The sequence below is a fragment of the Mucilaginibacter sp. genome (assembly GCF_965200995.1).
GTDB lineage: Bacteria > Bacteroidota > Bacteroidia > Sphingobacteriales > Sphingobacteriaceae > Mucilaginibacter.
In genome coordinates, this window is record NZ_OZ241743.1 from 227129 (window position 1) to 241706 (window position 14578).

The 14578-nt window shown below is 45.1% G+C and carries 16 protein-coding genes and 4 tRNA genes; 13 read left to right on the forward strand and 7 right to left on the reverse strand.

Features of this window, described 5'->3' with window-relative positions; genetic code table 11:
* From ACY652_RS01155 to ACY652_RS01185, 7 genes are all read left to right on the forward strand, one after another.
* On the forward strand, positions 1-627 hold the full coding sequence (locus ACY652_RS01155; protein WP_462266090.1) for a DUF6712 family protein: 627 nt from the start codon (positions 1-3) through the stop codon (positions 625-627).
* Positions 627-1532 carry a hypothetical protein gene (locus tag ACY652_RS01160; protein ID WP_462266091.1) on the forward strand — a complete coding sequence of 302 codons (906 nt, stop codon included), beginning with the start codon at positions 627-629 and terminating at the stop codon, positions 1530-1532. Before ACY652_RS01155 ends, ACY652_RS01160 begins: the two co-directional genes overlap by 1 nt.
* Positions 1529-4786, forward strand: coding sequence for a beta strand repeat-containing protein (locus tag ACY652_RS01165; RefSeq protein WP_462266092.1), 3258 nt, complete (start codon positions 1529-1531; stop codon positions 4784-4786). The genes ACY652_RS01160 and ACY652_RS01165 overlap by 4 nt, the downstream gene beginning before the upstream one ends.
* 6 nt (positions 4787-4792) lie before the next feature.
* Positions 4793-5044: a hypothetical protein gene (locus ACY652_RS01170; RefSeq protein ID WP_462266093.1), complete on the forward strand. Its 252-nt coding sequence runs from the start codon at positions 4793-4795 to the stop codon at positions 5042-5044.
* Positions 5019-5483: a lysozyme gene (locus tag ACY652_RS01175; RefSeq protein ID WP_462266094.1), complete on the forward strand. Its 465-nt coding sequence runs from the start codon at positions 5019-5021 to the stop codon at positions 5481-5483. The genes ACY652_RS01170 and ACY652_RS01175 overlap by 26 nt, the downstream gene beginning before the upstream one ends.
* Positions 5483-5737 (forward strand): hypothetical protein, encoded by a 255-nt coding sequence (locus ACY652_RS01180; RefSeq protein WP_462266095.1) that lies wholly within the window; start codon positions 5483-5485, stop codon positions 5735-5737. Before ACY652_RS01175 ends, ACY652_RS01180 begins: the two co-directional genes overlap by 1 nt.
* Before the next feature lie 157 nt (positions 5738-5894).
* Positions 5895-6353 (forward strand): hypothetical protein, encoded by a 459-nt coding sequence (locus ACY652_RS01185; protein WP_462266096.1) that lies wholly within the window; start codon positions 5895-5897, stop codon positions 6351-6353.
* Here the strand turns inward: ACY652_RS01185 and ACY652_RS01190 are convergent.
* The gene (locus tag ACY652_RS01190; protein ID WP_462266097.1) at positions 6350-6721 is read right to left on the reverse strand and encodes a cupin domain-containing protein; all 372 of its coding nucleotides are present in this window, start codon (positions 6719-6721) and stop codon (positions 6350-6352) included. The two genes, ACY652_RS01185 and ACY652_RS01190, sit on opposite strands and share 4 nt — an antisense overlap.
* 70 nt (positions 6722-6791) lie before the next feature.
* Here ACY652_RS01190 and ACY652_RS01195 point away from each other — a divergent pair, with 70 nt between their 5' ends.
* Positions 6792-7124, forward strand: coding sequence for a hypothetical protein (locus ACY652_RS01195; RefSeq protein WP_462266098.1), 333 nt, complete (start codon positions 6792-6794; stop codon positions 7122-7124).
* A gap of 29 nt (positions 7125-7153) precedes the next feature.
* Here the strand turns inward: ACY652_RS01195 and ACY652_RS01200 are convergent, their stop codons facing one another.
* A complete protein-coding gene (locus tag ACY652_RS01200) occupies positions 7154-7495 on the reverse strand; it encodes a winged helix-turn-helix transcriptional regulator (protein WP_462266099.1) in 342 nt (113 codons plus the stop codon).
* A gap of 102 nt (positions 7496-7597) precedes the next feature.
* Between ACY652_RS01200 and ACY652_RS01205 the strand changes: the two genes are divergently transcribed.
* The gene (locus ACY652_RS01205) at positions 7598-8341 is read left to right on the forward strand and encodes an SDR family oxidoreductase (RefSeq protein ID WP_462266100.1); all 744 of its coding nucleotides are present in this window, start codon (positions 7598-7600) and stop codon (positions 8339-8341) included.
* Between the two features lie 199 nt (positions 8342-8540).
* Here ACY652_RS01205 and ACY652_RS01210 read toward each other — a convergent pair.
* The 4 genes from ACY652_RS01210 to ACY652_RS01225 all read right to left on the reverse strand — a co-directional run bounded on the left by ACY652_RS01210 (position 8541) and on the right by ACY652_RS01225 (position 10334).
* Positions 8541-8613 (reverse strand) — tRNA-Lys (locus tag ACY652_RS01210).
* A gap of 75 nt (positions 8614-8688) precedes the next feature.
* Positions 8689-8761, reverse strand: a tRNA-Lys gene (locus tag ACY652_RS01215).
* 131 nt (positions 8762-8892) lie between these two features.
* On the reverse strand, positions 8893-9897 hold the full coding sequence (locus ACY652_RS01220) for a WD40/YVTN/BNR-like repeat-containing protein (protein ID WP_462266101.1): 1005 nt from the start codon (positions 9895-9897) through the stop codon (positions 8893-8895).
* Positions 9894-10334, reverse strand: a complete 441-nt coding sequence (locus ACY652_RS01225) for a DUF2147 domain-containing protein (protein ID WP_462266102.1) — start codon at positions 10332-10334, stop codon at positions 9894-9896. The genes ACY652_RS01220 and ACY652_RS01225 overlap by 4 nt, the downstream gene beginning before the upstream one ends.
* 151 nt (positions 10335-10485) lie before the next feature.
* Between ACY652_RS01225 and ACY652_RS01230 the strand changes: the two genes are divergently transcribed.
* The 4 genes from ACY652_RS01230 to ACY652_RS01245 all read left to right on the forward strand — a co-directional run bounded on the left by ACY652_RS01230 (position 10486) and on the right by ACY652_RS01245 (position 13418).
* Positions 10486-10569: transfer RNA gene (locus ACY652_RS01230), tRNA-Leu, on the forward strand.
* A gap of 368 nt (positions 10570-10937) precedes the next feature.
* Entirely contained in the window at positions 10938-12017 is a 1080-nt protein-coding gene (locus ACY652_RS01235) for a type I restriction endonuclease (RefSeq protein WP_462266103.1), read from the forward strand.
* Between the two features lie 365 nt (positions 12018-12382).
* Positions 12383-12466: transfer RNA gene (locus ACY652_RS01240), tRNA-Leu, on the forward strand.
* Positions 12467-12710: 244 nt separating this feature from the next.
* Positions 12711-13418 carry an endonuclease III domain-containing protein gene (locus tag ACY652_RS01245; protein WP_462266104.1) on the forward strand — a complete coding sequence of 236 codons (708 nt, stop codon included), beginning with the start codon at positions 12711-12713 and terminating at the stop codon, positions 13416-13418.
* Between the two features lie 266 nt (positions 13419-13684).
* Here the strand turns inward: ACY652_RS01245 and ACY652_RS01250 are convergent, their stop codons facing one another.
* Positions 13685-14386: a hypothetical protein gene (locus ACY652_RS01250; protein ID WP_462266105.1), complete on the reverse strand. Its 702-nt coding sequence runs from the start codon at positions 14384-14386 to the stop codon at positions 13685-13687.
* Positions 14387-14578 lie beyond the last annotated feature (192 nt).

Here is a 14578-nt window from a genome sequence, read left to right on the forward strand (position 1 = left end):
ATGAACACACCTTATTTAATTGATATTGACATCTTCAGGCAATATGAAGATATATCCCTTCACCTTAAACCGCAGCGCTTACAGGTATTTATTAAAAAAGCTCAAGAACTTGATCTGAAACCCTTTTTGGGCCATAGCCTGTATTATGATTTGTTAAGTTATTTCAATGCTGATAATTCACTTGACACTGCTGCTCCTCCAGCCTACCATGACCTTTATAATGGCTGCCAATATACAGACGCTGCCGGATCAACCATCAGCTATGATGGTTTAACGCCTGCACTGGTATATTTAACCTTTGCACGTTTTATTGAGGCGGATGCTATCCATTATACTGCGGCTGGCCCTGTAGTTAAACACCAGGACAATGCAACAGCATTAGCGCCGGCGGAGATTATGAAGCTGGTACAACAGCAAAGAAGTGTAGCCAATGCCCACCTGCGCAATGCAGAAAAGTTTTTGCAGTACCACCACCAGCTTTTTCCGCGTTGGCATTACAACAGCAAAAATGCAAGTTCCCGGCAACCTGGTCCGCGTATCCGTGCAGTAGACAGAACTGATTATAACCGTTCGGGCACCTCGTTAAGCGATGACTATAGCGTTTCACTTTACCCTGATTTCTACTAATGATAAATGATCAAAAAATAAGTGAACTGCCTCTGGCCAGTGCCATCGGTAATTCAGATGCCTGCCTGCTGGTTAGTAACGGAACGGATTACCAGTTTGCAATGTCGCTACTGTTACAATATGTAGGCAATAACCTGAACACAGGGGCGAATCTGTCCTTTGGAGCGAACCTGCCACCGAATGCCACCGGAAAGAACGGCGATGTATTCGTTAACATATCAACCGGGGCCATGGCGCAAAAAAATGCCGGTACCTGGATAATCAACTACACGCCGGCAGCTTCTGCCGCCATCTCGTCAGCAAACGTGGTACTGTACGGCTTGGGCATGCCTTTACCAGCAGCCGGTTCAGACGGAGACACTTACATCAACACAGGCACAGGCATTTTTTACAAAAAAAATAGCGGCAACTGGTATCAGGTATTCTCTATGCAAAGCGGGCCTGCCGGGCCGCCCGGAATAAAGGGTGATACCGGCGCTGCTGGTAATAACGGCAATACATTACTAAATGGGATTACCGACCCGGACAATCAGCAATCGGGAAGGGATGGTGATTTTTATATCAATACCTTAACTTATACCTTATTTGGCCCTAAGACAAATGGTGGCTGGTCTGCAGGTATTGAACTGATTCACCCGCCTTCTCCTCCTGTACTTATTGATTTTCCGGTTGGTACGCTCACTCCTATCAATATCAGCAACTACCAGTCGGCCTATGCAAACTACGGCGATCACCCTACCCTGATTCTGCAGGAGATAGTAGGCACCAACCAGGTGCGTGAACGAACCGATATCCAACTCCTGCGCCAGTTCATTAACCAAAAACTCATCAGCATCAGCATTGATATACCTGGAGATGAAAACGCAAAAACCACCAGTCATTTACAATTAATAATTAAACCATGAAGTTCTACTCCTATATTATCCTTTTTATATTTTTCTCATTAAGCGCAACTGCGGTTCATGGGCAAAGCGATCGCCTTCCAGGCAATGCAACCAGCACCCAGCAGCAAGGTTATCTGGTTAATTCCACAGATACTGCAACCCGTCAAAACTGGCTCTATTACGGCAATGGCAAAGCCGACCGCATGGTACGCTACCCGGAACTGCTGCGCACTACAATTGTGAACCAAAGTTATGCGCAGCATTATGTGGATAGTTTAAATGCATTGAACGCTAAACAAAACAACACTAATTATTTTAGCAGATCACAGCATTATAACGATGCTTTATATTTAGACAGCCAAAGTGATGGATTGCAAAGTATATTATTTCAATATGATAGTGGTTATGATCAGCTTTATTACAACCGGCAAAACCGGGTGTTTAATTTTAACAGGGGCGTTTCGGCAGGTGCATTCATATCCGGGGAGAATCTCAGCTATTTCGGGCAGATCTATATAGGTGACGCGCCTGTTCGCCCCAATGATGTGGTCAGATTAGTGGATTTGGCAGGTTATGGCACCAAAACGCAGCAGGATGCCAATACATCGGCCATAGCAGGCAAGGCGGACACCTCGCGCAGTACTTATCAGCTTTCACAGGTCATCGGTACAAACGGCACACAGGACTTATCATTGAACGCCGTTGTAACTACCGCAGATTACACAACTCAAATACAATCTGTACTGAACAAGGCGGCAGCCGGTAAGCCTATACGTGTAATTTGGGACATAAAGGCATCTGTGCGCTCTTTAAAGGTATATAGCAATACCGAAATTTCTGCCTTACCCGGCGCGGGTGCCCTACTAAGGGATAGTACCAATGCGCAAATGTTCCAGAATGCCGCCTTTAATTATACAGGTGCCATTAAAGACAGCAATATTGTGATACGTGGCGGGGTATGGAACATGAACGGCATCAAACAGGTGCATGATAACACTACGGTAGGCTGGGTATCGGGTATGCGCTTCGGTGCGGTAAAGAACCTGGTTTTAGACCAGATGACCATATACCGTGCGCGTACTTTTGCACGGTGGGTAGTCAACAGCACTAACTTCTCACTAACCAACAGCATCATTAAAGCAGGTTCGGGACAAATAAATACGGATGGGGAGCACATCAGCGCAGGCACCAGCAAGTTTCAAATCACCGGCAATACGTACAGTGTAGCGGATGATGCCATTCCCTTAAATGCGGACGATGCCCTGCCCGGCAATACCTTTCAGGCCACCGGCCCCATTACCGATTATACCATACGGGATAACTATTTTGATAACTCACAGTTTGGGGTGCGCCTCTTATCGGGTGCAAGCCGGATTGACCGGGGTATCATTGATAACTTGAACGGGATCACCCAGAACTATGCGGTTGTGGCTGATAATTACTATCAGAATTACACCAGCACCAGCCCCACCAAGTTTGCCACCACCACAGACGGCACAGGTAACTTCGGCACCCTGAGCATCAGCAACATCAATGTGGACGTGCAGAAGAAAAGCGTAACGTTCCCCATACAGCCCGGCATCATCAGCATGGCAGGCCAGTTTGATAACGTGCTCATCAGCAATATCGGCCGCCGTGCCTTTGCCTACAACGCACCTATGATTAATATAGGGCAAACCTATACGAACATCAAGCGGCTGGCGGTAAGCAATCTGACCAGTATTGACAGCGCAGGCACCAATACCAATCCGGCCATCCTGTTTTCAGGCGGTGCCATAGGTGAATTAGTGATAGATAAAGCACACGTAGAGAAACCTGCCGATGCTGATGCGCCCATATTTTCAGGCACAGGCGGGAGTATTGGTACATTCAAAACCATTGGCGGGTATTCTAATCATATTGCCACGCCTTATAAATTTACAGGTACTACGGTGGGTAATTTTCAAAGTACCAATAACACGCATTTAAACACGTCTGCTACTACACCTTTTATCAGCAGCAGCACCGCTATACCTTATGCTGATGTGCGCGGTTACCGGGGCAACAATATCGCTAACGGCAGCACCACCATTACACCGCGTACAGACACCGCTTTTGTAAAGCGCGGCAGTTACGACTATACAATGGATGGACTAATAGGGGCAAATACAGCCAGTGCTACTTTGGCGGGTTCTCCTATTAATTACAGCCAGGAGTTTGGCATAGGCACGAACACGGGTGTGATAAAAGTGCTCAACGGCTCGGGCACTCCAACGGGTTTTCAGTCTGCCTATCAGTTAAACGGAGATAATGTTCATGGCGGATTGTTATACAGCTACGGTTCTTCCGGCACCACCACCATGACCAATAGCTTCGGCCTGAAATTTTATACGGCATCAGGAGGAACGGCATGGCCTGCCTATATTGGCAATGGGGCTACCGGAATTACGGCAACGCCTAATCAGATCGCTATCTTTCCAAATGCAGGTGTTGCGGTACGTTCAGACGGTACCAATCCTGTAAATAACAGTTTTACCTTTGATGTACAGGGTACTTTAAATGCTACCGGCGCATCAACGGTTCGCGACTTTACCACCAGCAACGGCGGCGCACGTTCAGCAGCCTTTTTAGCAGGCGGCGGTACGGATATGTCATTCGTTAACTTCAATAACGGCAATACGAATAGCGGCAACTTCAATAATTTCTTAATGCAGGGTTCCTTTGGTAATTCGGCAGGTTACGGCAAGGGTGCGGTTATTTATAACCAGCTCAATCAATCAGGTTCCGCTTTTTGGTATGGCTTGCAAGTAGCGGTTAACCCGGTAACGGTAGGCACAGGTACAAACAGGCTATTTACAGTTGGCACGGCAACGGGCATCAGTGCAGGCAATCCGGCAGGCTATGCAGAAAAAGCAGGCGTGGCGCTGGATGGTACGCTGGGCATGGTACACCTTAAAGGCTTGTCTGCCGCGCCAACAATAACAGCAGGAACAGGCGCAGGCGCTTCACCAACCATCACCATCAGCGGTACTGATGTTTCGGGTACCATTACCTTGACCACCGGCAGCAGCCCGGCAGCCGGCGCCGTGATTGCCACTCTTACATTTAACAGCGCCTACGGTAGCGCGCCGCACCCGGCCGGTAATCCCGCCGCAAAGAATGCGGTTACGGCCAGCCTGACCGGTAACGCTTCGCCTTATTTTACTACAACAACAACCACGCTGGTCTTGAACGGAAATTCAACGGCCCTGGCACCCAATACCACTTATGTATGGGATTATACTTTAACTCAATAACAAATTATGCAAAAAAAATATAGCTTATGGCAGCGTATCACTTCCGATACGCCGGCCTTCTTTGTGTGGCTGCAACGATTAGGGATAGGATTGGCAGCCTTGGGAACTGAGCTTGCCCAGCTCAATTACTTGCCACAAAACTGCTGCGCAGCCATTATCAGTATCGGTGGAACTATGGCGGTAGTCAGCCAGTTTGCTGTTAAACAATGCGAACCCTTAAAACCCATCTCTCATGATGAAATTGAGCAACACCGGTGAACAACTGATTAAGAATTTTGAAGGTTTACGACTGAAAGCCTATCAGGACGATGCCGGGGTGTGGACGATTGGTTATGGCTCTACCCAATACGCAGATGGACGCCCGGTTAAGCCGGGCGAGCACCTGACCGACAAGCAGGTGGCCGATCAGCTCTTCCGGCAAACGCTTACCGGTTATGAGCAGGCGGTAAACACACTGGTAAAGGTACCAATCAGCCAGCACCAGTTTGACGCTTTGGTATCCTTCACCTACAATGCAGGTACCGGAGCATTAAAGGCCTCGACCCTGCTGAAATACTTAAATCAATCCAGCTATTCAGCTGCAGCAAACCAGTTTTTGAAATGGAATAAAGTTACGGATAAACAGACACGAAGAAAAGTGGTAAGTGCCGGGCTTTCCGAAAGGCGCGAACGGGAGCGCGCATTATTTTTAAGCTAATGAATGCGTTTGTTAAATATGTTTACAACTACCTCAACTACAAACCGGAGGTGGGTTTGATTTCTGCCGCCGGCAGTTACGTAATCGCCATGAAAAGCATAATGCTTACCGATGACACGCTGAAAATAGTAGCAACTATATCTGCATGTGCAGCTTGTGTAGTTTCATGCCTTACTGCCGTTTCCTGGCTGGTAAGGGCCGTGGTATGGAGTGCAAAAACATGGCGTCGTTTCAAATTTAAAACAAGGAAGTAACTGCTGCTCTTTTTAAACCGTTCATAATTTTTTGGCACAAGCACTCAATAAAGCAGCACACCTATTTCAGTTAGCATTAACGCCTGAAACCACTACTGCCTGCCTCCTGTGCGCTTATCCTTCCACCATTAATTTTCCCTTTTTAATAATAGTTCTTATGTCAGTGCAATCAATTATCAATAAAATAACCAGTTGGGTGAAATCGCTTTTTCAGCACCTGCCGCCCGATACCAAAGCAGCCGTAAGTACAGCGGTTGAAATTACCGAGCGTATCAAGCAATATATCAACTCACCTGTTGCCGATCTGATAACGGCGCTTATACCCGGCAAAGCGGATGATTTAGCAGTTGTTGCGCTACGGGCCGCTTTACCCCAGTTACTTACACAGTTACAGCTTACTCAAAATTGCATCAATGGTGATGGTGCAACACTTGTACATTGCGGCCTGCAAACCTTAAACCGGTTAAGCAAACCGGTACAGAATGTTTTTCTGCACAGCCTGTCGGTGTTGCTGGCACAAGTGGCAGCGGATGGCAGATTAACCTGGCCGGAAGGTGTATTGCTGCTGGAATGGTATTACCAGCAACAGTTTAAAAAGCAGGCAACGATAAGTTAAACCTGTTGTTCCTTATCCGGAAGAAAATTCACCTGGGCCTGTTCATCAAAGGGGATGTATACACGCCGCCACGGCTGGTCGTCAATAAGGCGCCAGAGATGGCCGCTTCCGGTGGTATCTCTGGCAATCAGTACCTCGCCGGGATGTAACACAAAGGTTTTTCCGCTGTGCATGGTAAATTCAAGCGTGCCGCTCAGCGTTATTACAAACTGGGCAACCGGTGCAGTATGCCAGCTGTAATCAGCCCCGGCAGGCGATTCCTTAAAATCAATATGCTTAACCGCCGTGAGCAGATGTTCCTGCACCGTGCCTGCCTGAAAATGCGAGTGTCCGTCGGCACCGGTATACAAATCATAAGCTTTAATCATGGCTGAATCAGAATAATTACGCAATAAAATCAGTTACTGAACAATTTCAGCCGGTGAAAGTTATTGCAGTATGGATATTGCAGATGAATTATTTCATGATGAATACAAACCGCTGGTAATACCGGCTCATTTTTCGGCCGATGACAGTATGCGTAACCAGGTATTGTTTGCCCTATCACAATTAGGGGCAGGTACAGCTATACAAACTGCCACCAAGTTACATCAGTTGGATCAGCAATATAACAAGGCTGAGCTACAAAAAAATGCAGAGGAGATTCTGACCGGGCTTTTTGATAAAGGCTTGCTGAAAGGCAGCCCCGACGAAAAAGGAGAGATGGTGTATAACCTGAGTAAAATTACAGAAACCAATACCGGCGAACATACCGATGCTGATCAGCGTTAAGGCGCAGTTTAATTAAAAGCTCTTTTCCTTTATCTGTCCCCGATGATTACTTTCCGATGTTCTATTCCCCAATCCGAAAGATTATTGATGATGGTCTGTAATGTTCTGCCATATTCTGTTAGCTGATATTGAACGGTTACCGGCTGAGTATCTAAAACAGTTCGCGTTATTAATCTATTCATTTCCAGCTCTTTTAATTCCTTGCTCAGCATTTTATTTGATATCCCGCCCACATCCTGCAAAATGTCTGAAAATCTTCTTATGCTGTAATAGCAGATAGACGAAATGATAGATATTTTCCATTTCCCGTTCAGCACGTCCATTGCATCGTGTACAGCTTTAATTTTTATATGACATCCTTTGTTATCCATAAGTTACCTGGTTACCCAAACGTTACTGTTACTTTTGGTTACAAAGTAACTTAAATAAACTTATATACGCTAAGTTTGCATGTAAACAATAAAAATTTAACCATGAATTTTACAAGTAAGAATGTAGTTATAACGGGCGGAACCGCAGGAATTGGATTAGCAACCGCAAAGGCTTTTATAAACGCAGGGGCAAACGTATGGATTACAGGGAGAAGCGCTGAAAACCTGCAAAAGGCAAGCGCAGAAATAAACAGCCCAAACTTAAAGACGGTAGTTTCGGACACATCAAAACTGGCTGGTATTTCATTTTTGGAGAAAGCAGTTGCTGAAAGCGGAAACAAACTTGATGTTCTTTTCCTTAACGCAGGGATAGCAAAGTTTGCGCCGATAGAACTAACCACCGAAGCAGATTTTGATGCCCAGTTCAATACGAATGTAAAAGGCCATTTCTTTACCTTACAGAAGTTGATTCCTTATTTGGCAAACGGAGCGGCCGTAGTATTCACTTCCTCGGCAGTTGCAACAGCTTCTGGTTTGGGAGCCGGTGTATACTCCGCAACCAAAGCAGCATTAAATAAAATCGCTAAAATTGCTGCAAACGAATTGGCGGAAAGAAAAATCCGTGTAAACATTGTTAGTCCGGGACCGATTTTAACCCCCGGATTGGAAAATGCTATGCCCGCGGAAGCAAAAGCCCATTTAGCTGCAGCTACCGCTTTGCAAAGATTAGGTGAAGCCGATGATATTGCCGGTACGGTATTATTTTTGGCTTCTGATGCTGCAAGTTTTATTACAGGAACAGAGCTTATAGCAGATGGCGGTTACCTCAACTACGCATTGAAATAAACAAGTAATAAACTTTGCTTAGTACAGGAGTAGAGCGGGATTGCGCAGCGTTTCTTGTTAACTTATTTACTTTTAAGTTTAGTTATCAGCAAAACACCTGATCGTACTTAAACCAGAGAAACTGCACTTCCGGATTTATCCGGTACTTTTCAAGCAAAAACCGCCTGAAATAATATTTCAGGCGGTTTTTGCTTTTGAGTGATCCCGCTGGGATTCGAACCCAGGACCCCAACATTAAAAGTGTTATGCTCTACCGGCTGAGCTACGGAATCATGATGAGTAAAACTCATTCAACTTGTATAAAGAACTGTAAAAAAAGAAAGCCTTTGAAAGGCTTTCTTTTTTTGTGATCCCGCTGGGATTCGAACCCAGGACCACTACATTAAAAGTGTAATGCTCTACCAGCTGAGCTACGGAATCATTTTCCTTTAAATGCAAACGGTTAACCGTTTGTTTTAAAGTGGTGCAAATATAGAGTTTTTCGGTTTTGCCTGCAAATACAATTTGCATTTTGTGTAAACGGTTCAGGCAACTGTATTATGGCCAGCGTACTATATTTTAAGAACAGCAATATTACCATGATCGCCTGCTAATAAAACCAGGTTACCGGTTTTGGCTTTCCGGCACACATTGAAGCTGGTGTTGTCTATTTGTTTCCAAGTTTGGCCACCGTCTGTAGTCAGATTGCTGCCGGGTGTTCCTGTAGATAAATAAGTTTTTTGTTTAAGCCATTCCACGCACGACTGGTAGCCAGCCGGACCGGCATTATTACTTTTAGCTGGAATGATTTGAGTTTTAGAAAAATTAAAGTATACCGAATCGCGGTGGTTATCATGCGCATAATCACCGCCAACCACTACTGCAATATTACTGCTTAGTGAGAATGCGCCCTGGCTGGGCTTACCCTGTGCTATGGGAATATTAAATGCCTGCCATACAGTAGCAGAACGGTACAGGTTAAGCAAGCGGGCGGTGCTGCCACCGGTAACTATACTTATGGTATGGTCTTTATTCAAACGCAGGCACGTTCCGCTCGCTGCAAACGCAGCTTCTCCCGGCAGCGCATTGGGCAGGTACTTGAATTTTGCCCAGGTATCGCCGCCATCCAGCGTTTCCAACAGCAGGAATTTATTATCAATCGGGTCACCTAACACAAAGCCATGTTTGCCATCAGGCGTAAAATCCATTGCATCTAAAAAATAGGCTTTGTCCTCATTACGGTAAACCGCCTGCCAGTTTATGCCGCCATTGGTAGTCTTCATCATCACTGCCGGTGTACCCGAACTCATGATGATGGCTTCCTTAGCTGAAAACGCCTCCACATCCCGGAAATCTGACTGTTCAAAACCTTTCACCTGCAGCCAGTTCCAGGTTTTAGCGCCATCTGTAGTTAAGGCTACCGTACCCCTGCTGCCGCTTACCCAGGCCACTTGATTGTTCACTACCGATAAGCCGCGTAAGCTGCAGTTGCGGCCTTGCTGCAATAACTCAATCCGCTGGGCATAAACCTGTGCGGTACCTGCTATCAGCAGTAAACAAATAATAAGTCTTCTCATTTTACCCGGGTAAAAACTTCGGTACGGCCAATCAAACTAATGCCAATGTAGCCGCGTATTTTGAGTTTATTACCGTTTAGCGTCATCTTACAGCTATAGGTCTTACCGTTCTTGGGGTCGTAAATGGAGCCATCCTCATATACGTCATCGCCATCATGTACAAAGCTTTTTAAAAGCTCAAGGCCCAGCAGCGGGCGCTGGTGCAAAGCAGCATCGGGGTTATGGATGTCAGTTCTCGGCTTTCCGGTTGCCTCATCATTAGGGGCCTTCATCCATGCCAGCTTGCCAAAATACTGGCTGCCTTTCTTGTAAATCTGTATCTGGCCTTCGCCCGTAGGGTTTAGCCACTTACCAATAATATCGTCGGCCTTTTGTGCAAAGGCGGCTGCTTGTAAGCAAAGCAGTAAGACCGCCAGGAAAGATAATTTTTTAAGCATGAGTTTGTTGAGTTGGTTACAACAAGTATACGGCTACTGTCGCCATACATCAATTTTAATAATTTTTATATTTGTTTGAGCATTTGGTTTGAACTGCTATATTTGCAACCCCGAAAGGAAACAAAAATTAACACTTTGTTTTTCTGGAAAGGCCCAGGTGGCGAAATTGGTAAACGTTGCGGTCTCAGAAGCCGTTGAGAATTGTCTCTTGAGAGTTCGAGTCTCTCCCTGGGCACATTAATGTGTCCCCGCTAAGTAAAAATTTAGTTAAGCCGTATTGTATATAGACAGTACGGCTTTTTCTTTAATGTGTATTTGAACTGAAAGATTATATAAACCGCAGAAATTAATTTATTTCAATAAAGTTTTAACTCTCATTAATATAATTGTGTTAACTTGAGTGCCAATTATTCCTCGTTACAACAGCCAATAGGAATTGCATTTATGAATTGCTGAGCAAATCTTGTAATAATGGTACGACCCAAGGTTAAGTAGCATTTTGAGACTTTCGCTGTGTTGGTAGATGAGACTAGGGCACTGTTTTTAGTGAAGAAAAAACTGTAACAAACACAAAATTAATAATAACTATAATCACTTATCACAATGGATTTTAAAGATAGTATTTTGCAATTTGCAAAAAGAGTAGAACAACTTTGCCCTCAAATTCAAACAGAAGAAGCGACTAAAAATGCACTCATTATGCCTTTTATTCAGTTATTGGGATATGATGTGTTTAATCCTTTTGAAGTTTCGCCAGAATTTGTTGCGGACATCGGTATTAAAAAAGGTGAAAAAGTTGATTACGCAATATTAAATGATAATAAACCTATCTTATTAATTGAATGTAAGCATTATACGCAGGATCTCAATCCTCATAATTCTCAATTGTTCAGATATTTTCATACCACCGATGCCAAGTTCGGCTTGCTTACCAACGGCTTAGAATATCGCTTTTATACTGATTTAGTTACACCTAATAAAATGGATGAGAAACCATTTTTTGAGTTTAAAATATCAGAAATAAAAGAAAACGAGATAGCGGAATTGAAAAAATTTCACAAGTCATATTTCAACGTCGATAACATCACTAACACAGCCAGTGAGCTTAAGTATTTAAATCAAATCAAGCAGCTGCTTAATCAAGATTTTAATGAACCATCTGATGAGTTCGTAAAATATTTTACACGTAAAGTATATCCATCCACAATAACGGCGAAAGTACTTGAGCAATTCAAGTTGATCACTAAAAAAGCTTGTGGAGTATATATTGCTGATGAGATAAATGACCGCTTGAAGTCAGCATTGCACGTTGATTCAATGAATATAGACAAACAGCAACCTGTAATAATCCAACCATCAGTAGCGGAAGAGCAAGAAGATAAAGAAAGTAAGATAGTTACGACGGAAGAAGAAGTCTACGCTTGGATGATAATCAAAGCAATTCTTGCTGAGAATATTGAACCGGCCAGAGTCGTACTTCGAGATGCACAAAGCTATTGCGCTATATTACTTGATGATAATAATAGAAAACCAATTTGTCGTTTGTTTTTCAATAATCCCAAACGCTTAAGTATAGGGTTTTTCAAAGAAGACAAATCAATTGTGCGTTACGAAATTGCGTCAGTTGACGAATTGTATAAATTAAAGGAACACGTAATTGCTGCTGTGAAAATTGATAAATAAGCGTTATAAAAATCCGTATTGAAAAAATTATAAAAACTTTACTATGTTTGCAGCCAACAAACGCGATGTGAGCGGTGCTGCGGATTTTATTGATGATTCAAGTCTATCCCTGGTACTTTAAGTAAGATGTCAGATCATTGTCTGTATTGCATTTTCGCTATTAAAGCGGATAAGTTTTTCTCTTAGAGGCTGTCTAAAAACGAATAAAAAAGAGCGTCATGGCGAGGAACGGGCGCCATCTCCGACAGGTATGGACGTTCTGTAAGTTGAGGATAGCTTCGTTCCTCGCAATGACGACTGGCAATAGTAATGGTTAGAATCATTTTTAAACAGCTTCTTAAGTCTCACATCAACTTCTTTTACAGGCCCAGGTGGCGAAATTGGTAGACGCACCATCTTGAGGGGGTGGCATTCGCAAGGATGTACGAGTTCGAATCTCGTTCTGGGCACAACTCCTTTTCATTTCTTTTTTCTATGTAGTACGCAATTAGTACAAAGCAGGTATTGATACGTCATTGCTATTTCCCCTTCTTTTATCAATCATCATATCCTGATTTATTTTAATTGGCAAAAACAGGTCAGCCTTAGTCAGCCTGCATTGCGGCACAGTGTTTGGTAAGTTTATTTGCCGCTGATGTTACCTATAGTTTACCGACATAAAGCGTTTAGCGGCATTTATCTAAAAAGAACCTGATGCCAGCAGCTACCGCCGCCAAAGAAGAATTTGTACTGGAAGTACACCACCGCCTTTCGGAGGTATACGGCCGGCAGATCAGCTACTTTCATGACTTGGACCCTTTGAGCGAACTGGTATCGGCCCTGCTATCGCACCGCACCAAGAACCGCGATTCGGGGCAGGCGTTTAAAAATCTGATGGCGGTATTTGGCAACTGGGAAGCGGTATGCGATGCCCCTTTAGCGGAAGTGCAGGCCGCCATACACCCCTGCACCTGGCCCGAGCAAAAGGCGCCGCGTATACAACAGGTACTGCACTTGATAGGCGAACGGCATGGCTCACTTACTTTAGATTTTCTTTCCGACATGCCCGTGGCCGACGCGCGGAAATGGCTGGAGGATTTGCCCGGCGTGGGGCCAAAAAGCAGTGCGGCGGTACTTTCCTTCAGCAATATGCGGGCGAAGGCGCTGCCGGTGGATTCGCACCACTTCAGGGTGGCGGTGCGGCTGGGCATTATTGAGGCTAAAATTGGCGAGGGCAAGGCCAACCGCGTACTGGAGAACCTGCTGCCCCCCGATTTTACCGCCCAGGAAATGTACGATAACCACCAGGTAATGATGCGCCACGGCCAGCAGATTTGCCACCACTACAAGCCCGAATGCAGCCGCTGTGTTTTGCTTGACTTGTGCCCTACCGGGCAACAGCTGGTGAACAAGGCAGTATAAACACAACTTTTTACGCTCATTATTGGCGATTAAAGGTCAATAAAGTAATATTATTTGCCATAAATGGCATATTTGGAGCCTACTTGTGCACACGGGGAGGCGTGTACAGTATGAAAAACGGCGTTCACAGATGTTCGCAGTGTATGAACGCTGACAGCAATGTGTAACTCAATAGCTATCATCCCTCAAATGCCATTCTGATTTCATCACAGAAATGAGAAAAGACAGCCTGGGAAAGTCAAATCCTGATTCAAGCAACATTTACATCACTTTTTACCGAAACCCTGCGCGGTAAGTTTATAGTTGCGCAAATCCATGTGGTACTGGTTTTGAAACATTGCGGCTATGCCTTGCTGGTAGGCCGGCTGGGTATTGCTTTTTATGGATTGCAGCCAGCCCGAAGCCAGCAGTATGGTTTGCAGCTTAAATTCTTCACCAATCTGCGCCCGAACGGCAGAGGATTTGATCTGGGGGTTTTGCGCCAGTATACCGGCTACCTGCGCCCGTGCACCCCGCTCCATGGCGGGTGTTACCTGCTCGTCCTTTACATTATTAACAATCATATAACCCGTTAGCATCAAACCCGCCAGTGCATCGGCAGCGTTGTTATCATGCAGGGCCGAGGTTTTGAGCATTTGCTGGTATACCTGCCCGTAATCGGTTTTGCCCGGCCCGAAGGCGGTGCTGAGCGCCTGTGCTCCTGCCTGATTCTGGCCTTGCATGCGTTTGGCAAAGCTGCTTACCGTGCGCTGGCGCAGGGCGGGTGTAGAGGTATAGGCAAAATTGGTTTTTACCGAAGCAGCCTTATGATGGCTCTTACTCCATGCCGCGTTACCGGTGTTACCCGTCCACCCTGCCATCAGCGTGGGGTCGAGCGCCATGATGGGGTCTTGCGCATGGGCTTTGGGGGCGGTGAGCAGCAGGGTGCCAAGCAGGGCACCGGCGGTTATGGTAAATAGTTTTTTCATAGGTTATCTGTTTTTCACCGGCAACATGCCGGATGCCGGTGTAAGTAGCTGTTTTAAATTTATTGTTTGGATTTTGAGTAACCTGTTTATAATTTAATCAATATTTAGCTGAATGGTTTTGTGATTCGTTCATTTTCGGCGGTTATAACTGTCGGCGCTTGTTTGCACTGCTGCTATTTCCTAATGTATCTT